Origin of the sequence: Calidithermus terrae (assembly GCF_003574345.1) — a bacterium.
In the GTDB taxonomy this organism is placed as follows: domain Bacteria; phylum Deinococcota; class Deinococci; order Deinococcales; family Thermaceae; genus Calidithermus; species Calidithermus chliarophilus.
In genome coordinates this window covers 1-20,947 of record NZ_QXDL01000050.1, presented here as the reverse complement: position 1 = coordinate 20,947, position 20,947 = coordinate 1, and the positions used below count along the sequence as shown (strand labels likewise).

At 70.6% G+C, this 20,947-nt stretch carries 23 protein-coding genes; 15 read left to right on the top strand and 8 right to left on the bottom strand.

What is annotated here, in order from left to right; all coding sequences use genetic code 11:
• Together Mterra_RS07800 and Mterra_RS07795 are read left to right on the top strand one after the other, a co-directional pair.
• Nucleotides 1-765 (top strand): methyltransferase domain-containing protein (locus Mterra_RS07800; RefSeq protein WP_245971565.1); only part of this gene is annotated, 765 nt, incomplete at its 5' end.
• A gap of 60 nt (nt 766-825) precedes the next feature.
• The gene (locus Mterra_RS07795; RefSeq protein WP_119314679.1) at nt 826-1,428 is read left to right on the top strand and encodes a GGDEF domain-containing protein; all 603 of its coding nucleotides are present in this window, start codon (nt 826-828) and stop codon (nt 1,426-1,428) included.
• Here the strand turns inward: Mterra_RS07795 and Mterra_RS07790 are convergent.
• The 5 genes from Mterra_RS07790 to Mterra_RS07770 form a co-directional block, all read right to left on the bottom strand.
• Complete coding sequence (locus tag Mterra_RS07790) at nt 1,387-1,875, bottom strand: NUDIX hydrolase (RefSeq protein ID WP_119314678.1); 489 nt, start codon at nt 1,873-1,875, stop codon at nt 1,387-1,389. The genes Mterra_RS07795 and Mterra_RS07790 overlap by 42 nt on opposite strands.
• 41 nt (nt 1,876-1,916) lie before the next feature.
• Nucleotides 1,917-2,525, bottom strand: a complete 609-nt coding sequence (locus Mterra_RS07785) for a lysoplasmalogenase (RefSeq protein ID WP_119314677.1) — start codon at nt 2,523-2,525, stop codon at nt 1,917-1,919.
• Nucleotides 2,526-2,540: 15 nt separating this feature from the next.
• The gene (locus tag Mterra_RS07780) at nt 2,541-3,317 is read right to left on the bottom strand and encodes a PSP1 domain-containing protein (RefSeq protein WP_119314676.1); all 777 of its coding nucleotides are present in this window, start codon (nt 3,315-3,317) and stop codon (nt 2,541-2,543) included.
• A gap of 87 nt (nt 3,318-3,404) precedes the next feature.
• Complete coding sequence (locus Mterra_RS07775; RefSeq protein ID WP_119314675.1) at nt 3,405-4,319, bottom strand: hypothetical protein; 915 nt, start codon at nt 4,317-4,319, stop codon at nt 3,405-3,407.
• 116 nt (nt 4,320-4,435) lie between these two features.
• Nucleotides 4,436-5,167, bottom strand: coding sequence for a metallophosphoesterase family protein (locus Mterra_RS07770; protein WP_119314674.1), 732 nt, complete (start codon nt 5,165-5,167; stop codon nt 4,436-4,438).
• Between the two features lie 295 nt (nt 5,168-5,462).
• On the opposite strand from Mterra_RS07770, the gene Mterra_RS22230 reads away from it, so the two are divergent.
• From Mterra_RS22230 to Mterra_RS07755, 4 genes are all read left to right on the top strand, one after another.
• Nucleotides 5,463-6,116 carry a hypothetical protein gene (locus Mterra_RS22230; protein WP_170159594.1) on the top strand — a complete coding sequence of 218 codons (654 nt, stop codon included), beginning with the start codon at nt 5,463-5,465 and terminating at the stop codon, nt 6,114-6,116.
• Nucleotides 6,116-6,328, top strand: coding sequence for a hypothetical protein (locus Mterra_RS07765; RefSeq protein ID WP_027894097.1), 213 nt, complete (start codon nt 6,116-6,118; stop codon nt 6,326-6,328). The genes Mterra_RS22230 and Mterra_RS07765 overlap by 1 nt, the downstream gene beginning before the upstream one ends.
• Nucleotides 6,329-6,544: 216 nt before the next feature.
• Nucleotides 6,545-9,337 carry a hypothetical protein gene (locus Mterra_RS07760; RefSeq protein ID WP_119314673.1) on the top strand — a complete coding sequence of 931 codons (2,793 nt, stop codon included), beginning with the start codon at nt 6,545-6,547 and terminating at the stop codon, nt 9,335-9,337.
• Between the two features lie 229 nt (nt 9,338-9,566).
• On the top strand, nt 9,567-10,421 hold the full coding sequence (locus Mterra_RS07755) for an SDR family oxidoreductase (RefSeq protein WP_119314672.1): 855 nt from the start codon (nt 9,567-9,569) through the stop codon (nt 10,419-10,421).
• Nucleotides 10,422-10,602: 181 nt separating this feature from the next.
• Here the strand turns inward: Mterra_RS07755 and Mterra_RS07750 are convergent, their stop codons facing one another.
• Complete coding sequence (locus Mterra_RS07750) at nt 10,603-10,998, bottom strand: hypothetical protein (protein WP_119314671.1); 396 nt, start codon at nt 10,996-10,998, stop codon at nt 10,603-10,605.
• 148 nt (nt 10,999-11,146) lie between these two features.
• Here Mterra_RS07750 and gnd point away from each other — a divergent pair, with 148 nt between their 5' ends.
• The 8 genes from gnd (at nt 11,147) to Mterra_RS07710 (ending at nt 18,013) form a co-directional block, all read left to right on the top strand.
• Complete coding sequence (gene gnd, locus Mterra_RS07745) at nt 11,147-12,058, top strand: phosphogluconate dehydrogenase (NAD(+)-dependent, decarboxylating) (protein WP_119314670.1); 912 nt, start codon at nt 11,147-11,149, stop codon at nt 12,056-12,058.
• A 77-nt stretch (nt 12,059-12,135) separates the two neighbouring features.
• Nucleotides 12,136-13,509 carry a glucose-6-phosphate dehydrogenase gene (gene zwf, locus Mterra_RS07740; RefSeq protein ID WP_119314669.1) on the top strand — a complete coding sequence of 458 codons (1,374 nt, stop codon included), beginning with the start codon at nt 12,136-12,138 and terminating at the stop codon, nt 13,507-13,509.
• 238 nt (nt 13,510-13,747) lie between these two features.
• Nucleotides 13,748-13,945, top strand: a complete 198-nt coding sequence (locus Mterra_RS07735; protein WP_027894091.1) for a type II toxin-antitoxin system HicB family antitoxin — start codon at nt 13,748-13,750, stop codon at nt 13,943-13,945.
• The gene (locus Mterra_RS07730) at nt 13,945-14,157 is read left to right on the top strand and encodes a type II toxin-antitoxin system HicA family toxin (RefSeq protein ID WP_119314668.1); all 213 of its coding nucleotides are present in this window, start codon (nt 13,945-13,947) and stop codon (nt 14,155-14,157) included. The genes Mterra_RS07735 and Mterra_RS07730 overlap by 1 nt, the downstream gene beginning before the upstream one ends.
• A gap of 382 nt (nt 14,158-14,539) precedes the next feature.
• Entirely contained in the window at nt 14,540-15,196 is a 657-nt protein-coding gene (locus Mterra_RS07725; protein WP_119314667.1) for a 6-phosphogluconolactonase, read from the top strand.
• Complete coding sequence (gene cutA, locus Mterra_RS07720; protein WP_119314666.1) at nt 15,193-15,504, top strand: divalent-cation tolerance protein CutA; 312 nt, start codon at nt 15,193-15,195, stop codon at nt 15,502-15,504. The genes Mterra_RS07725 and cutA overlap by 4 nt, the downstream gene beginning before the upstream one ends.
• A gap of 49 nt (nt 15,505-15,553) precedes the next feature.
• On the top strand, nt 15,554-16,462 hold the full coding sequence (locus tag Mterra_RS07715) for a magnesium transporter CorA family protein (protein WP_119314665.1): 909 nt from the start codon (nt 15,554-15,556) through the stop codon (nt 16,460-16,462).
• A 252-nt stretch (nt 16,463-16,714) separates the two neighbouring features.
• The gene (locus Mterra_RS07710; RefSeq protein WP_119314664.1) at nt 16,715-18,013 is read left to right on the top strand and encodes a GGDEF domain-containing protein; all 1,299 of its coding nucleotides are present in this window, start codon (nt 16,715-16,717) and stop codon (nt 18,011-18,013) included.
• A 37-nt stretch (nt 18,014-18,050) separates the two neighbouring features.
• Here Mterra_RS07710 and Mterra_RS07705 read toward each other — a convergent pair whose 3' ends face one another.
• Together Mterra_RS07705 and Mterra_RS07695 are read right to left on the bottom strand one after the other, a co-directional pair.
• Nucleotides 18,051-19,850 (bottom strand): copper amine oxidase N-terminal domain-containing protein, encoded by a 1,800-nt coding sequence (locus Mterra_RS07705; RefSeq protein ID WP_147372593.1) that lies wholly within the window; start codon nt 19,848-19,850, stop codon nt 18,051-18,053.
• 147 nt (nt 19,851-19,997) lie between these two features.
• On the bottom strand, nt 19,998-20,459 hold the full coding sequence (locus Mterra_RS07695) for an SRPBCC family protein (RefSeq protein WP_119314661.1): 462 nt from the start codon (nt 20,457-20,459) through the stop codon (nt 19,998-20,000).
• Nucleotides 20,460-20,559: 100 nt separating this feature from the next.
• Here Mterra_RS07695 and Mterra_RS07690 point away from each other — a divergent pair.
• On the top strand, nt 20,560-20,947 hold a 388-nt coding region (locus Mterra_RS07690; RefSeq protein WP_245971564.1), incomplete at its 3' end, for a nucleotidyltransferase family protein.

Genomic DNA, 20,947 nt, shown 5'->3' with positions numbered 1-20,947 from the left:
CGGAAGGCCGCCTGGTCGCGGAGGGGCGCAACCGGGTGCTGCCCACCGGCGACCCCACCGCCCACGCCGAGGTCGAGGCGCTGCGCGGCGCGGCGGCGTGGTTCAGGGCCCAAGGCGGCGACCGGCGAGCTCACCCGCCGCCTGGCCGACCGCCTCCCCGGCAGCACCGTGACCGGGCTCGACAGCTCCCCCGAGATGCTCGCCAGGAGCCACAACTTCGCCCGCGAGGGGCTCAGCTTCGTGCAGGGCGACTTCCGCGAGCTCGAGGGGCAGTACGACCTGATCTTCTCCAACGCCGCGCTGCAGTGGGCCGACGACCACCCCGCCCTCTTCGCCCGGCTCTGGGGCCGCCTGAACCCCGGCGGGCAGATGGCGGTGCAGATGCCCGCCAACGGCGACCACCCCTCCCACCGCCTGGCCCGCGAGGTCGCCGAGGAGCCCGAGTTCAGGGCCTACTTCCCGCACCAAGGCCGCCGCCACCCGGTCCTGCCGGTCGAGGACTACGCGCAGTTGTTCTTCGACCTCGGCGGGCAGGGCATCACCGCCGTGCTCAAGGTGTACCCCCACGTCCTCCCCGACGCCGGCGCGATCGTGGAGTGGGTCAAGGGGACGCTGCTCACCGCCTACCTGGGGGTGCTGCCGGAGGGGCTGCAGGGGGCTTTCCTCGAGCGCTACCGCTCGAGGCTGAACGAATCGATGCCGCAAAAGCCGGTGTTCTACGGCTTCAAACGGGTGCTGCTGGCGGCGAGCAAGCCCGCCGTGTAACGCCCGACACGCAATCCAGGGCGGGGGCGGGCCGCGTAGGGCCTGGGAGGAGGTTCGGAGATGGAGTGGGTGGGAGGTTTGTTGCTGGGCGCATTGATCGCTAGCGCCGGGTGGAGGGTGGCGTACCTACGGGTGCTGGGGCAGTCCTGCACCGACTTCCTCACCGGCCTCCCCAACCGGCGGGGCCTCGAGCGGGCGCTCGCGCGCGAGCTCGCCCTGGCCGAGCGCTCCGGCGAGCCCCTGTGCCTCGTCCTCTTCGACCTCGACGCCTTCAAGCGGGTCAACGACACCTTCGGGCACGCGGCGGGCGACAAGGCCCTGCGCCTGGTGGCGCGCGCAGCACGGGAGAGGCTCCGGCGCTCCGACTGGGCGGGGCGCTGGGGCGGGGAGGAGTTCGTGGCGGTGCTGCCGGGCACCTCCCTCCTGGCCGCCGAGGCCATCGCCCAGCGGCTGCGCAAGGCGGTGAGCGTCCTCGAGCCCGTCCCCGGCTGCCGCCTGAGCATCAGCCTGGGGGTGGCGGCGTACCGGCCGGGCGAGAGCGCGGCGGAACTGCTCGAGCGCGCCGACGCCCTGCACTACCGGGCCAAGCGGGCCGGGGGCGACCGGGTCTGCGCGGAGGGGTCAGGGCTCGAGCTCGACGACGTGGCGCGGGTGCGCGGGTAGCTCCGTGAGGCCCTCGCGCAGGAAACGGGGCTTCACCGGCAGGCGCGGCACCTGGGCCTGGGGGAACCAGCGGTACAGCAACCGGGTGTGCCCCTCGCTCCCGCGCCGCTCCCCCTCCCAGAAGTCCGGCAGGCTCATGGCGAAGTAGAGCCCGACCTCGTGGTAGCTGTGCCCCCGGTAGCGGAAGAGGTTCTCGTTGACGAAGAGCAGCGGGCCGGTCTGGGCCTCGAGCCCCAGCTCCTCGCGCATCTCGCGCCGCAGGGCCTGCTGGGCGGTCTCGAGGGCTTCCACCCGCCCGCCGGGCAGCGTCCAGAAGTCGTCCTCCACCGCCCGGTGCAGCAGGATCCTCCCGTGCTGGAGGGCGACCCCGGCCACGCGGTAGAGGAAACGGACCCCCTGCGCGGCGAAGTGCTGCGGGGCTACGCCCTGCTCGTTCGGCTCGGCCATAGGCCCTAAAGCCTACGCCAGCCCGGCGGCGAGGGCAAGGCTCAGCCCGCCGACAGCGCCAGCAGGTACTGGCCCGCGTAGTACAGCGGCAGCCCCAGCAGCGGGTTGAGCACCTCCGAGCGCACGAAGCGCTCGCGGGCCACGAAGAGGTCGGAGAGGTAGAACAGCAGCGCCCCCAGCCGGGCCTCCGGGCGGCCCGTCGCCAGGGCGAAGAGCAGCATCAGGCTGATGACGGCGGCGTAGGCCAGCACCGGGACGCGCCAGCCCTCGAGGTGCGGCCACAGCCAGCGCACGACCCCCAGCCCCACGCCCAGCACCAGGAGGAAGGCCCAGGGGCCGGGGCTCCCCTCGGCGGCGAAGGCCCCCACGTAGGCCAGGTGCGCCAGCAAAAAGGCGACCAGCCCCGCCAGGAAGGCCCGCCCCGAGGGGAAGATCAGGAAGACGTCGCCCAAGGCCGAGAGCACCAGCCCGGCGAACACCCACCGGGCGAAGGGGCCCTCGAGGCCCTGCGCCAGGGCCAGCAGCAAAAAACCCAGCGAGCAGGCCACCTTGAAGGCCGCCCGCGCCAGGGGCCTCCGGCGCACCTCCGCCGCCAGCAGGCCCAGCAGGGACAAGCCCCCCAGCCCGACCCACAGCCACGACGCCGGCACCCGCCCGCACCCGCCTCAGCGCCGCAGCTCGTCCTTGTGGGCCGTGACCATGCTGCCCTCCTCGGTGACCATGTCCACGGTCTGGGCCAGCGGGTTGAGCTTGACCACCTTGCCGCACACGTCGTGGATGGTGCACACCTTGGCGTTCTTCTTGGGCAGGCCCGCCAGGAGCTCCTGGTACAGCTCGTGCTCGTACTGCAAGCAGCACAGCAGCCGCCCGCAAGGGCCGGAGATCTTCTCGGGCGACAGCGGGAGCTGCTGGTCCCTGGCCATCTTGATCGAGACCTGGACGAAGTCCTGCAGGTGGGTCGAGCAGCACGACTCCATGCCGCAGGCCCCCAGCGTGCCCAAGTAGGCGGTCTGGTCGCGCGGGCCCAGCGCCAGGAACTCCACGCGGGCGCCCGCCAGCCGCGAGATCTCCCCCACCCAGCGGCGCAGGTCCACGCGCTCCTCGGCGGAGTAGTGCACCGAGAGGTGGTTGCCGTCGAGGGTGAACTCGCAGCCCAGCAGCTTGGCCGGGACGCTCTCCCGGCGGAGCTTGGCCTTGAGCCACCACTTGAGGTCCTCGGCGCGCTCGCGCAGCTTGCTGGCGGTCTCGAGGTCCTGGGGGGTGGCCTGCCGCACCACCTCGCCCTGGGGCCGCCCCGCCCGGGGCGCGGTGCGCACCTTGCCGAGCTCGAGGCCCCGGGGGGTGCTGACCACCACCCAGCTCCCCTGGGCGGGGGGTTCCCCGCTGAAGCTGTAGTCGTAGAGTTTGGGGCCGTGATTGAAACGGACGCCTACGCAGTCCATCGATCCTCCTCGCATTAGACCCCGGGGCCGGGCCAGCGGCCCCCGGCGGGTTCACAGACCGGAGTCTGACGCCCCCACTTTACAATTTCAGTGACCTGATAGGGTTTCGCGCCCCTGCGCCGCCGCCCACAGCCGCAAGCCCAGCCAGTTGAGCACCAGGTCCTCGCTCACGTAGGCGCTCAGGGCCTCCTGGGCCTGGTGCAAGCTCAGCAGGGCCTCGGCGCGGCGCGGGTCCTCGGGGGGGAGGGACTGCCCGAGCTTGCGGGCGAGGTAGCTCAGGCCGCCCTCGGTCTCGAGCAGCGGCCCCAGGGCCTCGAGGGTCTGGGCCGGGCCTTTCCCCAGGCTCTGGAGCACCCCCTGCGCCCGCCCCGCGAGCTGGTTGAAGAGGGCGGGGTTGTCGAGCGCCCAGCGCACCCGCCCCACGCTGCCCTCGGCGTAGGCCAGGACCTCGGGGTCGCGGGTGAGGCCGTGCAGCGTCTCCTCGGGCAGGGGGCCGAAGGCGAGCTCGAGCGAGCGCGAGGCCAGGGTGGGCAGCACCATCTCGCGGCTGGGCGCGACGAGGATGAGCCGGGCGTAGGCCGGGGGCTCCTCGAGCACCTTCAGCAGCGCGTTGGCGGCGGGCTCGTTGAGCAGGTGCGCCCCGTCGATCACCGCCACCTTGGCCCGGAAGCGCGGGTAGGTCGAGAGCCAGTCCAGGAGGTTCTCCCCGCCGTCCTCGCGGGGGGCGATCTGCTCGAGCCGGATCTGCAGGTTGCGGGCCTTGCGCCCGGTCTTGGTCTCGGCCTCGGGGGCGATCTCGAGGTAGTCGGTGGGCTCCTCGAGGCGGCACGAAGGGCACTGCCCGCAGCCCGGGAAGCCGTGGGCGCAGTTGAGGCCGTAGGCGTACCAGCGCGCCACCGCCCGCCGCCCCACCCCCTCGGGCCCGGTGAAGAGCAGGCTCTGGCTGCTCAGGCTCGGCAGCAGCTTCAGGATGCGCTCGTGTCCCAGGATCGAAGGTTTCAACCGCGGTCTCCGTTCAGTATTGGCCTTTGCGAAATTATCCGTGAGCCAGGGTCATCTGCCGTTCCCGATAGCTGTCGGCCATTGGCTATGGGCTATCGGCGACCTCCGAAGGAGGTCTATTTCCCGTGCAGCAGGCGCTCGTAGAGCCAGTTGGGGAAGCCCGCCTCCTCGATGCGCCGCAGAACCTGCTTGAGGTCGTAGGTGGCGCGGTGGAACTCGACCAGGTCCTCGCTGCTGTCCCAGATGGCGTAGGCGGCCCCCGGCGCGCCGTCGCGGGGCTGCCCCACCGAGCCGGGGTTGACGATGGCCCGCACCTTGGGTGCGAGGATCAGCTCGCCGCCGTTGGTGTAGCGCTGGTAGCGCACCCACTGGCCGTTGGGGCCGTCGAGGGAGAGGTAGGCCCCGGCGAGGTGGGTGTGGCCGTGGAAGACCCAGCGGGCCGCGGTGCAGTCGAAGCCCTGCCGGGCGAGCTCGAGGTCGTCGAGGTACTGCATGGGGTCGCAGGGGCTGCCGTGCACCACCAAGGCCCCCTCGACGGTGACGGCCATGGGCAGCTTGGAGAGGTAGGCGTGGCTGGCCGCGCTCATGCGCTCGGCCTGCCAGGCGATGATCTCGAGGATCGGCCCCTCCACGTCCAAGGAGCCCAGCGAGAGCATCCACGCGTCGTGGTTGCCCAACACCCCGACCGCGCCGTGCGAAGCCAACCACGACACCACCCGCTCGGCGTCGGGGTAGTACCCTACCGCGTCCCCTAAGAACAAGACCCGCTCCCAGTCCCTGGCCTCGCGCAATATCGCCTCGAGGGCATTCCAGTTACCGTGCAGGTCGGAGAGGATCAGGTAACGCACAGTGACACATCATACGGCACGTGGCCCGGGGGCCAAGGGCCCCTTCAAGCCCGCCTAAAGGGGGAGGCAGGAACTCGTGGCGTGTGGCCTGTGGTTACCCCCACCCTGACCCTCCCCACCCGCGGGGAGGGAAATATCCCCCCAGCCCCCCTTGCCAAGGGGGGTGAAGAAGGGGCGTCTTGCGTTTGGCGTTTGGCGTTTGGCGTACGACGTACGACGTACGACGTACAAAGCACGCGCACCCGCCACCCCACCCAAGCCCTTATGTCCCCCCCACCTTTGTTATGCTGTACCTGTGCTCGAGGCCGACCCCCGCGACCCGGCCGCGACGGAGACCGACGTGGTGAAAGAACCCCTGCCTTCCGACGAATCCCCCGGCACCGACGGCTCGCCGTGGCTGGAGGAGGCTTTGGCGCGGCACGTCCGCACCGGATGCGACGAATTCGGCAGCTTTTACGCCTGGCTCGAGGGCCACTACGGCGGGGAGACCCTGCTGCTGTGGGCCCCGCGGAGCCGGGGCGAGGCGGTGATCCGCGCGCTGCGCGACCTGGGGTGCGGCTACAAGGGCCGCATCGTGCTGGGGCTCGACGCCTCGCCCGGCCACGGCACGCCCTTCCTGCGGGCGCTCGAGTGGGTCCGCCCGCGCCGCGCGATCGTCCTGACCGAGGGCGAGGGGGTGGGCGTGAGCTTCACGCCCCAGGCGGCCGGAGCCCCGGAGGCCGAGGCGCTCGAGGCCGTAGCGCCCACCGGCCTGGCCTACCGGGAAACGCCCGTCCTGCGGGCCTGGGAGGGCGGGCTCGAGGCCGGCCTCCCCCGGATCCCCGGCCCGGCCATCGGCGTCTACGGTTGGGAGCGGGGAATACCCACCTACGGCGCCGGCCTGGTAGGATTGGAAAAGACCCTCCAGGCCCTGCTGCGGGCCTGGCGTTTGAACGTCGAGGAGGCTTGATGCTTGGCGCGGTTTTCACCCTGATCTTCGTCATCGGTTCGATTCTGGTCACCAGCTTGATCTACCTGGCCCTCAACCCCAAGAGCGTTAACGTCGAGGGCGAAGGCGCCGACCTGCGCTACATCGGCTACGCCCTGGTCCTGATCATCCTCTCCGCCGCCACCATCGGGGCCATGCTGCTGCTGGGCAAGGCCCATAACGCCATCGGCTAGGCTTTGGCGCCGGGAAACCGCCCCGCTACGGCGGGGTTTTTGCTTGCTCGAGGCGGGACGTAACGTAATTAACGCCGTTATGTGGACGTTTCTCCCGGGCAAATTCGACTCTCAGCCTTAATTCATACTGCCCGGATGCCGTTCCTGAGGCTCATCCCAGAGTTACTGCCCCTTCACGCCCCCGCCCGTAGCTTTTAACCTAACGGAGGCTTCTGGATGAACGTTCGACTGCATAGTTTCGGTTTCGGATTCCTGGCCCTGCTCCTGTTCATTCTGGCCGCGTGCACGCCTGCCCCAGGCAGCCTCAAGGTGACCATTACGGGCCTGCCCGCGGGCACCGACGCCAAGGTGACCGTCAGCAAGCAGGGCGGGGGGTTCAGCAAGGAGCTCAAGAAGAGCGAGACCCTCGGCAACCTCGCCAGCGGCACCTACCAGATCAGCGTGTCGGCGGTCAGCGCCGGGGGGTACACCTACTCCGGCTCCGCCAGCAGCGCCTCGGTCAAGGTCGAGGGGGGCAAGCAGGCCGAGGTCACGGTGACGTACCAAGCCAGCACGGGGGGCCTGAGCGTGAGCATCGTCGGCCTGCCCGAGGGGGTCAGCCCTGAGGTCACCGTCAGCGGCCCCAGCGGCTTCAGCCAGAAGGTCGCCACCAGCACCACCCTCAGCGGGCTGGTGCCCGGCCAGTACAGCATCAGCGCCGCCGAAGTGAGCGTGGGCGGCTACACCTACGTGGCCTCGGTCGATCCCGCCACGGTCACGGTGACCGCGGGGGTTACGGCGACGAGCCAAGTCACCTACGGGGCGGGCGACGGCAAGCTCACCGTCCGCGTGAGCGGCATCCCCGGCGGGGCCAGTGCCACCGTGGCCGTGTCCAAGGTGGGGGGCGGCTTCAGCCAGAACCTCACCTTCAGCGGCAACGGCAGCCAGACCCTCGTGGTCCCCGTCGGGCAGTACAACATCGCCGCCAACCCCTTCACCGTGGGCGCAGACACCTACGCGGGCACGGTGAGCGAGTCGCCGGTGACGGTGACGGGCGCGAGCACCAAGGAAGTCACGGTGGCCTACGGGACCAACAGCGGGAGCCTGCAGGTCAACATCAGCGGGTTGCCCTCGGGCAGCGGCACGCCGGTCACGGTGAGCGGCCCCAGCGGCACCTTCACCCTGGGCTCGAGCCAGACCCTCACCGGCCTGGCGGTGGGCAGCTACACCGTCACCGCCGCCAGCGCTTCCAAGGACGGCATCGCCTACGCCGGCACCGTCTCGGCCTCCCCGGTGACCGTCTCCGCCGGCGCCACCGCGACCGTGAGCGTCACCTACGCGGCGGTCACGGGGCGGCTCGCCGTGACCGTCAACGGCCTGCCGAACGGGGTCAACGCCAACGTCACCGTCACCGGCCCCGGCGGCTTCAGCCAGGTCATCACCGGCACGACCACCCTCGACAACCTCCAGCCCGGCACCTACACCATCACCCCGGCCGACGTCACGGCGGGCAGCGTCACCTATCAGGCACCGGGTAGCTCGGCCAGCGTCAGCGCCGGGAGCACCGCCACCGCTCAGGTCAACTACGCCGCGGCCACGCCGACCACCGGCTCCCTCACCGTGACCATCAGCGGCCTGCCCGCGGGCACCAACGCCAACGTCACCGTGAGCGGCCCGGGAGGCTTCAGCCAGAACCTCACGGCCAGCACCACCCTCACCAACCTGACGCCGGGCACCTACACCATCACCGCCGGCGGCGTAGTGGTCACCAAGACCACCGTGGACGAGCACTACCAGGCCAGCGGCGGCAGCGCGAGCGTGAGCGCCGGGGCCACCGCCAGCGCCAGCGTGACCTACAGCAAGCACGGCTCGGGCAAGCTCTGGGTCATCGAGTACGGCGACGACAACGGCACCCCGGCCGACCTCAGCGACGACCGGCCCAGCCGCCTCCTGGGCTACGACCAGGCCGCCGGGACGGCCGTCGCGGTGGACCTGGGCCTGCAGAACGCCTCGAGGAAGGCGCGCGGCCTGGCGCTCGACAAAGCGGGCAACGTCTGGGTGGGCATCGGGACCGAGGTCTCCAGCAGCTCCGGCGAAATCCGGATGTACCGCGCGGCCGACCTCGCCAGCCCCTCGCCCAGCCCGGCGGTGACCATCACCAGCCCCGACCTGGGGACGCCCCGGTCGCTGGCCTTCGACGCCAGCGGCAACCTGTGGGTCGCCGACCAGTTCAACCACACCATCCTGCGCTTCGACGCCTCGAGGCTGGGCGCCAACTACACCGGCGCCGCCGACTACAAGATCGAGGGCTTCGGGGGCCACATGACCACCCCCACCGGCCTGGCCTTCGACGCCGACGGCAACTTGTGGGTGGTGTCCTTCCACGGCACCAACGCCTCCGACGCCCCCTCCGACTCCCCCGGCCAGATCCTCAAGTTCAAGGCGAGCCAGCTCAGCGGCAGCGGCGGGTACAACGGCCGTGCGGCCATGATCATCTACGACAACAGCGCCAACGCCAACGACAAGAACTCGCTCTACGGGCCCATCAGCCTGGCCTTCGACGCCAGCGGGCGCCTGTGGGTCAGCAGCAAGCTCGGCGACTTCATCGCGCGCTTCGACGTCAACTCCCCCAGCTTCCCCGCCGACTGCGACTACCCCGGCGGCGTGGTCACCACCTGCAGCCCCGGCACCGGCGAGTACAGCGGGGCCCCCGCCGTGAAGATCACCGCCAACGGCACCTGGAAGCAGCCCATCAGCCTGGCCTTCGACAAGGCGGGCAACCTCTGGGTCAGCGACGACCTGCCGCCCGCAGGCACCAGCCCGCAGACCCTGCGGCAGTGGAACCCGCGGATGCCCTACTTCTCCTCGGGCGACGCCACTGGACAGATCATCCGCTTCAACGCCGCCGACCTCGCCACTTCGGGCTCGCCGGCTCCTGCCGCCAGCGCCACCCTCGGGGGGCTGCGCGGGCCGCTGGACATGCTCTTCAACCTCCCAACCCCGGGCCTGCCCATCTACGGGCGCCCCTGATCCCCCGAGCCTCGAGCTCCCGACCCCCGCCGCGCGGCGGGGGTTTTGGCATGGGCCCCAGGCCCCGGCCGAAGCTGTCCGCGTGGCGGAGGGCGGTGCCGCCCCTCGGGAGGGATACGCTGGCTTCGCCGGCCCTCAGGGAGGGGTGTGCCCTGGGGTCCAAAAAGATAACCTCTGGGATCTTTGGATTTGGATGATTATCTTTTTGAATCCGGTATAAGCTGTTCGTATGTTTGAACCAGGTTTACTTCAAGACAAGGTCGTGCTGGTCACAGGGGGCGGCACCGGGCTCGGGCGCTCGATGAGCACCCGCTTCCTCGAGCTCGGGGCCAAGGTAGCCATCGCCGGGCGGCGGCAGGAGGTGCTCGAGCAGGCCGCGAAGGAGATGGGCGAGCAGACGGGGGGCGAGGTGCTCCCCGTGCCCTGCGACGTGCGCGACCCCGAGGCGGTGAGCAGCATGATCGACGCGGTCGAGGGGCACTTCGGCCGCGTGGACGTGCTGCTCAACAACGCCGCCGGCAACTTCATCTCCCCCACCGAACGCCTCTCCCACCGCGCGGTGGACGCGGTGCTGGGGATCGTGCTGCACGGGACGTTTTACTGCACCCTCGAGCTCGGCAAGCGCTGGATCGCCCGCGGCCACAAGGGGACCGTGCTCAACATCGCCACCACCTACGCCGAGGGCGGCTCGGGCTACGTGGTGCCCTCCGCGGTCGCCAAGGCCGGGGTGGTGGCCCTGACCCGCTCGCTGGCCGCCGAGTGGGGCAAGTACGGCATCCGGCTCAACGCCATCGCCCCCGGCCCCTTCCCCACCGAGGGCGCCTGGAGCCGCCTGATGCCCACCCCCGAGATCGAGAAGCTGTTCATGGACCGCATCCCCCTGCGCCGCCTGGGCGACCACAAGGAGCTCGCCAACCTCGCCGCATACCTCATCTCCGACCACGCCGGCTTCATCACCGGCGACCTCGTCTACATCGACGGCGGCGAGAAGGCGTGGGGCTCCGGCGAGTTCAACGTGCTCGACGCGGTGACCCAGGAGCAGTGGGACGCGCTCGAGGCGATGCGCAAGAAGCAGAGGGAGTAGAGAGCCCTCAGCTATCCGCCTTCAGCCGTCAGCTCGTGGCCCGTGGCCCGTCGAGGGTCTAGGGTCGAGGCCTAGGCATTCCGCGTAGGACGTGCGTTTTGCGTTTTGCGTTTGGCGTATTGCGTACGACGTACGACGTACGACCCGCATCAGGCGCACGGCCCGCGCCCGGCATCCCCCGCTAAAAATCGATCCCCAACTTATACCGCCCGCTGCGCCCCTCCTGGTCGAGCTCGAGCTTGAAGCTCGTGTTGTTGCGCTGGTAGCGGGCCTCGAGCTTAGTGGCCGCGCCCTTGCGCTCGAGGGTCCAGCGGCTCCAGCCGGCTTTGGAGAGGTGGTCGTGGAAGTGGGCGTAGACCCGGTCGAGGTCGGCGCTGGTCTCGAACTGCACCTCGCTCGAGCCGTCGCCCTTCTCCTCGCGCTTGAGGATGCGGCTGCCGGGGTAGGCCGGCAGGCCCAGGCGGCTGTTGACGAGGGCCGGGGCTGAGGGGGCGACCGGCTCGGCGGGCGGCAAGGGCTGCACCGTCAATACGCACGAGGAGAGCAGGGCCGTCAAGGCCACGAACAGGAGTCTCACAAATTTGAGTTTATCCAGCGAAGATAAACGCTAGCTGAGTCGGCGGCGGGGAACATGCGTCCTCATCGTCCGCGCGCGTTTTCCGGGCAGGGGCGCGGCCCGCCGTTCTCGAGCGCGCTCCGCCGCGAAGCACGTTAGACTTGGGGGCATGGATTTGGCGATGATCGGCCTGGGGCGGATGGGCGGCAACATGGCCCGCCGCCTGCTGCGCGGTGGGTTCGGCGTGGTGGGCTACGACCGCTCCCCCGAGGCGGTGCGGGCCCTGGCGGCCGAGGGGCTGGCCGCCGCCCCCTCCCTGGAGGCCCTGCGCGACCTGCTCCCCGCGCCGCGCACGGTGTGGGTGATGCTCCCGGCGGGGAGCGCCACCGAGGCGGTGCTGGAGGAGCTGGCGGGGGTGCTCGAGCCCGGCGACCTGGTGATCGACGGCGGCAACGCCTACTACAAGGACTCGCAGCGGCGCGCGGCCTGGCTGGGCGAGCGGGGCCTCCTCTTCGCCGACGTGGGGGTTTCGGGCGGGGTGTGGGGCCTGGAGAACGGCTACGGGCTGATGTTCGGCGGCCCGCCGGGGGTGGCGGCGCGGCTGGAGCCCGTGCTCCGCGCGCTGGCCCCCTCCCCCGGCCTCGGCTGGGTCCACGCCGGGCCGGTGGGGGCGGGGCACTTCGCCAAGATGGTCCACAACGGCATCGAGTACGGCATGATGCAGGCGCTGGCCGAGGGGCTCAACCTGCTGCGCAAGAAGCGGGAGTTCGGCTTCGACCTCGCCCGCCTCACCGAGGCTTGGCGGCACGGGACGGTGATCCGGAGCTGGCTCCTCGACCTCACCGCGCAGTACCTCGCCGGCGACCAGGACCTCAGCGACATCGCCCCGGTGGTGGCCGACTCGGGCGAGGGGCGCTGGACGGTGCTCGAGGCCGTCGAGCTGGGGGTGCCCATCCCGGTGATCACCCAGTCGCTCTACACCCGCTTCGAGAGCCAGGACGAGGAAGACTACGACGAGCGCCTGCTGGCGGTGATGCGCAAGATGTTCGGCGGGCACGGGGTGAAGAAGGCCCGAGACTGAAGGAGAGCACGGACGATGGTGAGACTCATGGCGTTGGGTGTTCGGCGTTCGGGGACGGGCGCGCCCTGGGGGCGCCCATGATCGACCTGGTGATCTTCGGCGCGACCGGCGACCTCGCCGCGCGCAAGCTGTTCCCGGCCATCTACGAGCTCGAGGCCGGGGGCTACCTGCCCGACGAGCTGCGCATCGTGGGGGTGGGCCGCAAGCCCTGGAGCGAGCAGGACTTCGACAAGAGCGTGCGGGCCGCGCTCGAGGAGTTCCAGGGCGACCTCGACGGCGCGGTGGTGGAGCGCTTCCTCAAGCGGGCCACCTACCGCCAGATGGACTTCTCGCCCCAGAGCTTCGAGGCGCTCGCCAAGGACAGCGCCCCCTCGAGCATCTTCTACCTCTCCCTCCCCCCCGACGCCTTCCCGGTGGTGGGCACCGGGCTGGGCGAGGCCGGGCTGGCCCGCGAGAAGGGCAACCACTTCCGCCGGCTGGTCATCGAGAAGCCCTTCGGCCACGACCTCCAGAGCGCCCTTAGGCTCCAGGCCACCCTCACCAAGTACTGGGACGAGGGCCAGATCCTGCGCATCGACCACTTCCTGGGCAAGGAGACGGTGCAGAACATCCTGGTCTTCCGCTTCGCCAACTCCTGGCTCGAGCCCTTGTGGAACGCCCAGCACATCGCGCAGGTGCAGATCACGGCCGCCGAGGGCATCGGCATCGAGGGGCGCGGGGCCTTCTACGACAAGGTGGGGGCGGTGCGCGACATGATGCAAAACCACATGATGCAGCTGCTCACCCTCTCCGCCCTCGAGCCCCCGCCCCGCCTGGAGGCCGACCTGCTGCGCAACGAGAAGAACAAGGTGCTGCGCTCGGCAAGGCCGCTCTCCTCCGGCGACGTCGTGCGCGGGCAGTACGCGGGCTACCTCGAGGAGGCCGAGGTCAAGAGCTCCAACACCGAGACCTTCGCGGCGCTGCGGCTGTACCTGGACAACTGGCGCTGGAAGGGCGTGCCCTTCTACCTGCGCACCGGCAAGGCCCTGAGCAAGAAGCGCACCACCATCGCCGTGCAGTTCCGCGAGCCGCCCGCGCAGCTCTTCACCGACACCCACTGCGACCCCGGCTCGAGCTGGGTGGTGCTGGAGCTGCAGCCCAACGAGTCGCTGCACCTGGAGATGCAGGTCAAGACCCCCGGCCTGCAGTTCGGCTCCAGGCCCGTGGTGCTCTCGACCCCCTACAACAACGGCGACGCCCACGAGCTCTCGGCCTACGCCACGCTGATCCTCGACGCGCTCGAGGGCGACGCGAGCTTGTTCATCCGCTTCGACGAGGTGGAGTGGGCCTGGCGCCTCATCGAGCCGGTGCTCGAGGCCAGCCACCCCCCCGAGCCCTACGCCGTGGGCTCCGACGGGCCCGCCGGGCAGCACTACCTGATGGAGGACCCGCACCGCTGGCGCAGCCTTTAATACCGGATTCAAAAAGATAATCATCCGATTCGAAGAGCCCCGGAGGCTATCGTTTTGGACCCCAGGGCACACCCCTCCCTGAGGGCCGGCGAAGCCAGCGTATCCCTCCCGAGGGGCGGCACCGCCCTCCGCCACGCGGACAGCTTCGGCCGGCCGCCCCGCCAAGGCGGGGCGGCGTCACCGTTCGGCGCCGGACTGACCGAACCGGGTATAAGGTGGGGTTGCTACAATACGGGCGATGAAATACACGGTTGTTTTGCACCCTTCCGAGGAGGGCTACGCGGTCTCGGTCCCAGGATTGCCGGGCTGCTGGAGCCAGGGACGCGACGAAGCCGAAGCCCTCGAGAACATCCGAGAGGCCATCCACGAGTACCTCGAGGCGATCGCCGAGTTGACCCAGGACGCGATGACCCGTGAGGTCGAGGTCGCGGCTTAATGCCGAGACTGCCGGGCATCAATCACCTCGAGGCCATCCGGGCTTTTGAGAAAGCGGGCTTCAGGATCATCCGCCAGGGCAAACATACCGTCATGAGCGATGGCGTACGGGTCTTGACCATTCCCCGCCACAACCCGATCAACGCCATCACCATGGGTGGGTTGGTCCGGGATGCCGGCTTGAGCATCGAGGAACTCAAGAACCTCTTGTAAACTACCCCTACCAACCGCTACGCAGTCCGGTAGGGGCTTTCCGAGGGAGGACGATGCAGAGACGACACCCCCAGGATCGGGGCCGGTTTACGACGGCCCCTGCCCATCGAGCCTGCTCTCCGGGCATTGCACATGCCCCGTTCAAAGCCATCCCCCGTAGGGAGTGCGTTCGGGGCGAGCCCTCGGGGTTTTACCCCGGCCGGGCCACGTCGTGCCGGGAACCCCATACCCCGACGGTCAAGGTTCACGGGAACGTCGTTCCCGGGAAGGATTCTGCCAGAAAGGAGGTGAGCGGGTACGGCGCCCCGACGAGCGCCTGGGGCTATCCATCCCCGACCAAACCCCGGCTTGGTCGGGGTCTCCCGCCCCAGACCCCAACCGGATGAGCTACCCGGTTCAGCGTTTTTCCACCCCCCAGGCCGCCTCCGAAGCCCTCGCCCGCCTGCTGGCCGAGCGCCTGTCGGCCGGGGGCCGCGCGGTGCTGGGCGGGGGCAACACCCCGCTGGCCGCCTACCGGGCCTTCGGCCGAGCCGACATCCTGTGGAACCGCGTGCAGCTCATCGCCTCCGACGAGCGCTGCCTCCCGGAGGGCCACCTCGAGCGCAACGACGTGCAGATCGCGAAGGCCATCGGCACGACGGTGCTGCCCTACACGCTGCACTCCTTCCCGGCCGAGCTCGGGCCCGAGCGCTCCGCCGAGGCGAGCGAGGGGCTGGTGGAGTCCCTGTTGCCCTTCGACGTGGTGACGCTGGGGCTGGGCGAGGACGCCCACACCGCTAGCTTGTGGCCGCACGTGGACCTGGGCAGCGAGCGCCTGGTGCTGCCGGTCCACGGCGCCCCCAAGCCCCCGCCCGAGCGGGTCTCGCTGAGCCCCAAGGCGCTTTCGCGGACGCAACTGGTGGTGTACCTGGTGACCGGGGCGAGCAAGCGCGAGGCCCTGGCCCGCTTCCTGGACGGCGAGGACGTGCCCCCGAGCCGGATCCGAGCGCCCGAAGTGCTGGTCTTCGCCGACGAGGCCGCGTATCCTGACAGGGTATGAACCTGGTGGTGCTGTGTACCGTCCCCGACGAGGACTCCGCCCGGCGCATCGCGCAGGCGCTGGTGGCGGAGGGGCTCGCGGCCTGCGTGAACGTGCTGCCCCGCCTGACGTCGGTCTACCGCTGGGAGGGCGAGGTGACGAGCGGCGAGGAGCTGCTGCTGATCGTCAAGACCCGCGAGGAGCGCTACGCCGCCCTCGAGGCCCGCGTCAAGGAGCTCCACCCCTACGCCGTGCCCGAGGTCATCGCCCTGCCCATCCGGCACGGCTCCAAGGATTACCTCGACTGGCTGGCCGAGAGCACCCGGTGAGCGCCGGCGGGCGGGTATGCTGTTCTCGCGCTTCGCGCCCGGCTGAGAGATGATCCGCGCCAAACAGCTCGCCGACGGCATGACCTCCGGGCCCCTGCAGGCGCGGGTGTGGGTGGACGTCGAGACCCCCACGCCCGAGGAGGTCGAGCTGCTCAAGCGCCAGTACCCCATCAACCCCCTCGCCCTCGAGGACGCCCAGGAGATCGGGCACTGGAGCCGCTTCGAGCAGTACCCCAACCACCTCTTCCTCATCTTCCGCACCCTCGAGACCCCCCACACCCCCAAAAGCCGCACCGAGCGGGTGAGCTACTTCTACTTCCCGCAGAGCCAGGTGCTCCTGACCTACCGCAACGAGCCCGTCGAGTACGTCGAGAGGGCGTGGGAGAGCTTCCGGGGCGGGAGCTGCATCTGGCTGTGGCAGCAGCTCGTTGACCGGGGGGTGGAGACCTTCTTCGAGTACGTCGAGTCGCTCACCGACCAGCTCGAAGACCTCGAGGAGCTCGCCCTCGACGGCGACGACACCAACCAGGTCCCCCGCCGGGTGTTCGCGGTGCGCCGCGAGGTGCTGCGCACGCGGCGGCTGGTCTCGCAGGCCCGCGAGGCCCTGCTGCACCTCGAGCGCCTGCCCGAGCTCGGCAGCGACGCCTACATGTTCCGCGACCTCACCGACCGCATGGGCCGGGTCTACGAGGGCCTGGACGCGGCGCGCGACGAGCTCTCCAACGTGCTCGAGGTCTACCTCTCGGCCCAGAGCAACCGCCTGAACAAGGTGGTGCAGGCGCTCACGGTGATCTCGGTGCTCTTCCTGCCCATGACCCTATGGGCCGGGATCTACGGCACCAACTTCGACAGCTTCAGCGAGTACCGCTGGCCCTACGGCCGGCTGTTCTTCTGGGGCGGGCTGGTGGCGATCGCGAGCCTGCTGGCCTGGTGGATGAAGCGCCGGGGTTGGTGGTAAGGAAAGCGCCTGCCCCACGCCCCTCCCGTGCCCCCGCTCGCCAACGGCCGGAATTTATACAAAACTCAACCCTGTTCGTCCTACCCGGTTCGGCCGGCGCGACCGGAAACACCGTCAGGATTGGGATTGTTACATCCAGCTCATAGCATAGAGCGAAATATAGGCAGAATGACCGCCGACCCCGGGTCATGGGCGAAAGTTGTGCAAAACCCGCGACATTTGTACCGGGTGGGGGCCATAATCTAGTCAGGTATGGTCGGCCTAGAGGGGTTTCTGGATTCACCCCAGGTTATTGTGTGGCTGGACTCTCAAGGCCGTATCGGTTGGGCCAACCGGCTGGCCCGGGAGGGGGCGTCGCGGCTGGGGCTCGAGGAGCACCACGTCCCCTCCCTGCTGGCCCGCCGCGAGGGCCCCCTGCGCCTGGTGGACGCGAAGCCGCCCGCCACCCACCTGCCCTACCAGGGCCACTGCACGCTGCTCGTCGAGGGCAAGCCCCGCCGCTGGTACCGCTTCTTCTGCCAGCCCTACGCGGGCGGGACGCTGTGCTTCGGGGTGGACGTCAGCGACCTCTACAGCAAGGCCCTGGCCTACCAGACCACCCTCGAGGTGCTCTCGAGCCTCTTCACCCGGGAGACCCGCCTGGAGGACATGCTCCAGCACGTGCTGCAGACGGCCGTGGAGGTGGTGCCGGGGGCCCAGGCGGGGAGCATCTGGTACTACACCGGCGAGCAATTCCGCCTGGCGGCGCAGGTGGGCTTCAGCCCGGAGTTGCTGGGCGTTTCCATCCCCTACGAGGATGAGCTGAAGTGGTACGGGGCCGGGGCGGAGGCCTGGCGGCAGGGCCGGCCACGGCTGCTGCAGGGCAGTGAGGCCATCCTGCGCTCGGTGCAGGCCATGCGCGAGGGCCACAACCGCGAGGCCGGGCGCGTCGGGGAGTTGCAGGCCAACCTCTGCGTGCCGGTGGTGATGGGCGGGGAGACCCTGGCCACGCTCAACCTCGACAACCTCGAGCACCCCGACGCCTTCCCCCCGGAGGCCGTCGCCATCGCCTCGCACTTCGGCCTCCAGGCCGCGGTGCTCCTCTACGGCGTGCTCAACCGGCGCAGCCTCGCCGAGCTCGCCCACACCGACCCCCTCACCGGGCTGGGCAACCGCCGCGCCCTCGGCGAGGGCTTCGCCCGGATACGGGCCCAGGCCCAGCGGTTGGGCAAGCCCGTGACCGTGATCTTCTGGGACCTCGACGGGCTCAAGCGGGTCAACGACCAGCACGGCCACGCCACCGGGGACCAGGTGCTGCGCGAAGTGGCCCTGGCCCTGCAGACCCTGCTGCGGCACGGCGACCGGGCCTACCGCATCGGCGGCGACGAGTTCGTGAGCCTGCACCTCGACCTCAGCGAGGGCGAGGAACACCCCCTCATCGAGCGGGTGCGGGCGGCGCTGCCGCTGCGCATCAGCGCGGGCGCGACCCGGGTCTTCGCGCCGATGAGCCTCGAGGAGGTGCTCGACCAGGCCGACGCCCAGATGTACCGCGACAAGCCGCCCAAGCGGTAGCCGCGGGCGGGGGTTTCATCCCCCACGAGCCGTTCTCTCAGGGCCTGCGCGGGAGGCGGGCGGCCGGGCTCGAGGCCAGCTCCTCCGGCAGCGCGCCGGGGCGGTAGAAGACCAGGTTGACGGGCAGGAAGGAGCCCGAGGCGGGGACGAACTCGAGCTCGAGGGTCTGGCTCAGGCCGGGCCCGTCGAGGTTGCGGTAGAAGATCAGGGGCAGGTCGTTGCGCAGCAGCACCCCGCTCTGCGGGAGCTGCACGTAGCGCCCGCCCACCGCGATCACCCCGCTGTAGGGGCCGCCCCGCGGGGAGAAAGCCCCCACCGTGCCCGCGGCGTTGTCGAGGGTGATGCGGTAGGTCACGCCGTAGTTGCCCGCCAGCCGCACCGCCACCCGGCTCATCGCGTCGAAGCCCTCGGCGCTGGGGTCGAGGCGCCCGTCGCCGATGACGAGCCGCATGGCCCCGCCGGGCTCGAGGCCGCCCAGGTCGAGGCGCAGGCGGCGCAGGGCGCTGGGGAAGGTGCCGCGCACGTGGTTGTTGTCGGGCTCGAGGGCGGGCAGCGAGCGCAGCAGGCCCAGGAAGTCGGGCGAGGCGAAGTCGGGGGCGCTGCCCATGAGGCGCTCCTCGAGCAGGTACACGCTCAGCAGCACGGGCTCGGGGGCGCGGCCCAGCGGGGCCACGATCTCCAGGTCGGCCTTGAGCGAGACGCCCTCCCCGGGCGCCAGCGGCGGCGAGAGGTAGAGCGGCAGGGCCTGGCGGGGCTCGAGGGCCAGGCTCTGCGGGACGCGGGAGGCGAGGAACTCCAGCAGGCTGACCTGCCCCAGCACCGACTCGATGCGGGTGTTGGCCACACTGCCCAGGCGCTGCACGCGCAGGGTCTGGGGCTCGCCGGAGAGGCTGCTCGCCAGCACCAGCACCCGCGCGGGGCCCGGCGTGCCGTTGACGTGGTAGAGCAGCAGGCGCCCGGCCCCCTGGACCGAGTCCTCGTAGAGCAGGCCCGAGGAGGGTGCCTTCTCGGGCGAGTCGCTGAAGATCAGGGTGTAGGGCTCGTCCCGGCGCTCGGGGGTGGCGGCGGGGTAGGAGAGGATCTGCCCGTCGGGGAAGGTGCGGCCCACGCCCAGGTAGCGCAGGGCGTAGTCCTTGGGGCTGAGGTAGGGCCGGTCGAGCACCCGGATCTGCACGGTGTAGGGCTCGCTGACCTGGCCCAGCGCGTTGGTGGCGGTGAGGCCGATGGTGTAGACCCCCGGGGCGAAGTAGGCCTCCTCCCGCCCGGTCCACTTCAGGGCCAGCGGCAGGCCGTCGGGGTCGTAGGAGAACTCGCTGATGAGCACCGGCTCGCCCAGTCGGTACTCGAGCTTGTCGGTGGTGAAGCGCGCGACCGGCAGGCGTGAGCCGCCGGGCACGGCCGGCGCCAGCCGCATCAGCACCACGCGCTGGGCGGGGTCGTAGCTCACCTGGGCGCCGAGGCCGCCGCCCAGGGCGCGGGCGGCGACGTAGAGGGTGCCGTTCAGCGCGCACCCGACCTCTTTGAGGGGGAGTTGCTGGCCGTTGAGCCGGGCCAGCCGCAGGCCGGGGTACACCTCGAGGCCCCCCAGCCGCAGGCCGTCGGGCGTTCCCGGGACGGGCTCGAGGCCCATCCCCAGCAGGCGCGCCGTCTCGCGCAAGGGCAGCAGGGCCCGCCCCTCCACCAGCCGGGCGGGCGCGGCGAGTTCCACCGCCACCCCGTTGAGGAAGGCCCTGTTGGACTCCACCGGCCACACCACCTGCCGCGCGGCCAGTTGCGATTGCCCCAGCGCCACCCCCCAAAACAGCAGCAAGCCCAGCAAGAACGGCAGCCCACGCACGAATCCAGAGGATAGCAGATGACCCGCCGCCCCCCAAGCGAATTTGAGCACCGGCGGCGGGCGAAAACCCCCGCGCGTTCGTCACCCGCGCCCCTAGGGGCGCGAGAGCAGGGCACCCGCATCAGGGACGGGCCGGTAGCCGGCCCGTCAGGCCGTGCGCCCCGCGCTCTCGGTGGCCGCGGTCTTGACGTTGGCGAAGGTCTGGCCGATGAGCTTCTGGGCCTGCACGTCGAGCACCCGCCCGCCCACGGCCGCCACCGGGCCGCGCATCACGGCCTCGCCCTTCCAGTCGAGGCGGGTCTGGCCGCCCTCTTCCGCGAGGTCGGCGCTGGCGAGGAGGTCAACCACGCTGCCGAGGCCGCCCCCGCTGATCTTGACCCCCATGCGGCGGTTGGCCGCGTCGGGCTGGAGCTCGACCTTGAACTTGAAGTTGCCCCGCACGGGCCCCACCCCCACCCGCACCGTGACCTCGAGGTGCGTGTCGTCGTGCACCTCGTAGCTCTGCACGTCGGGGAGGCAGGTGGCGATCTTGTGCGGGTCGGTGATGAAGGCCCAGACCTGGTCGTAGGGAACGGGGATGTTTTCCTGTCCGCTGTATTGGAGTTTCACGATCGACCTCGCTGTGTACGTCCTAACGATATACCACGGGCTCTCCCCAGGCCGCCGGCGCCCTTGGCAAACCCGGCCGCGAGCGGTTAGGTTGGGCCTCGTGAGCGGGCCAAGCTCAAAGGTCGTCGCCGTGGTGCTGGCCGCGGGGGCCAGCCGCCGCATGGGGGCGAACAAGATGCTGCTGCGCCTGGGCCCCCAGAGCCTGGTGCGGCGCGTGACCCGTGCCGTCCTGGAGGCAGGCTTCGACGGGGTGTGGGTGGTGGCGGGCCGGGACAGCGCGCGGGTCGCCGCCGAGGTGGCCGGCCTGGGGGTGCGGGTGGTGGAGAACCCGCGCTACCTCGAGGGCATGGGCACCTCCTTCCGCGCCGCCGCCGAAGCCTTCCCCCCCGGCCTCGAGGCCGCCCTCTTCGCCCTGGGCGACCAGCCCTTCGTGCGGCCCGAGCACTACCGCGCCGTGCTCGAGGCCTACCGCACCCACCGCCCCCCCC

Coding starts and splice junctions, on each gene's coding strand:
- Mterra_RS07710 (WP_119314664.1), top strand. CDS start 16,715: ATGGTCGGCCTAGAGGGGTTTCTGGATTCACCCCAGGTTATTGTGTGG.
- Mterra_RS07790 (WP_119314678.1), bottom strand. CDS start 1,875: ATGGCCGAGCCGAACGAGCAGGGCGTAGCCCCGCAGCACTTCGCCGCG.
- Mterra_RS07730 (WP_119314668.1), top strand. CDS start 13,945: ATGCCGAGACTGCCGGGCATCAATCACCTCGAGGCCATCCGGGCTTTT.
- Mterra_RS07755 (WP_119314672.1), top strand. CDS start 9,567: ATGTTTGAACCAGGTTTACTTCAAGACAAGGTCGTGCTGGTCACAGGG.
- zwf (WP_119314669.1), top strand. CDS start 12,136: ATGATCGACCTGGTGATCTTCGGCGCGACCGGCGACCTCGCCGCGCGC.
- Mterra_RS07725 (WP_119314667.1), top strand. CDS start 14,540: ATGAGCTACCCGGTTCAGCGTTTTTCCACCCCCCAGGCCGCCTCCGAA.
- cutA (WP_119314666.1), top strand. CDS start 15,193: ATGAACCTGGTGGTGCTGTGTACCGTCCCCGACGAGGACTCCGCCCGG.
- gnd (WP_119314670.1), top strand. CDS start 11,147: ATGGATTTGGCGATGATCGGCCTGGGGCGGATGGGCGGCAACATGGCC.
- Mterra_RS07780 (WP_119314676.1), bottom strand. CDS start 3,317: ATGGACTGCGTAGGCGTCCGTTTCAATCACGGCCCCAAACTCTACGAC.
- Mterra_RS07760 (WP_119314673.1), top strand. CDS start 6,545: ATGAACGTTCGACTGCATAGTTTCGGTTTCGGATTCCTGGCCCTGCTC.
- Mterra_RS07735 (WP_027894091.1), top strand. CDS start 13,748: ATGAAATACACGGTTGTTTTGCACCCTTCCGAGGAGGGCTACGCGGTC.
- Mterra_RS07795 (WP_119314679.1), top strand. CDS start 826: ATGGAGTGGGTGGGAGGTTTGTTGCTGGGCGCATTGATCGCTAGCGCC.
- Mterra_RS07765 (WP_027894097.1), top strand. CDS start 6,116: ATGCTTGGCGCGGTTTTCACCCTGATCTTCGTCATCGGTTCGATTCTG.
- Mterra_RS07715 (WP_119314665.1), top strand. CDS start 15,554: ATGATCCGCGCCAAACAGCTCGCCGACGGCATGACCTCCGGGCCCCTG.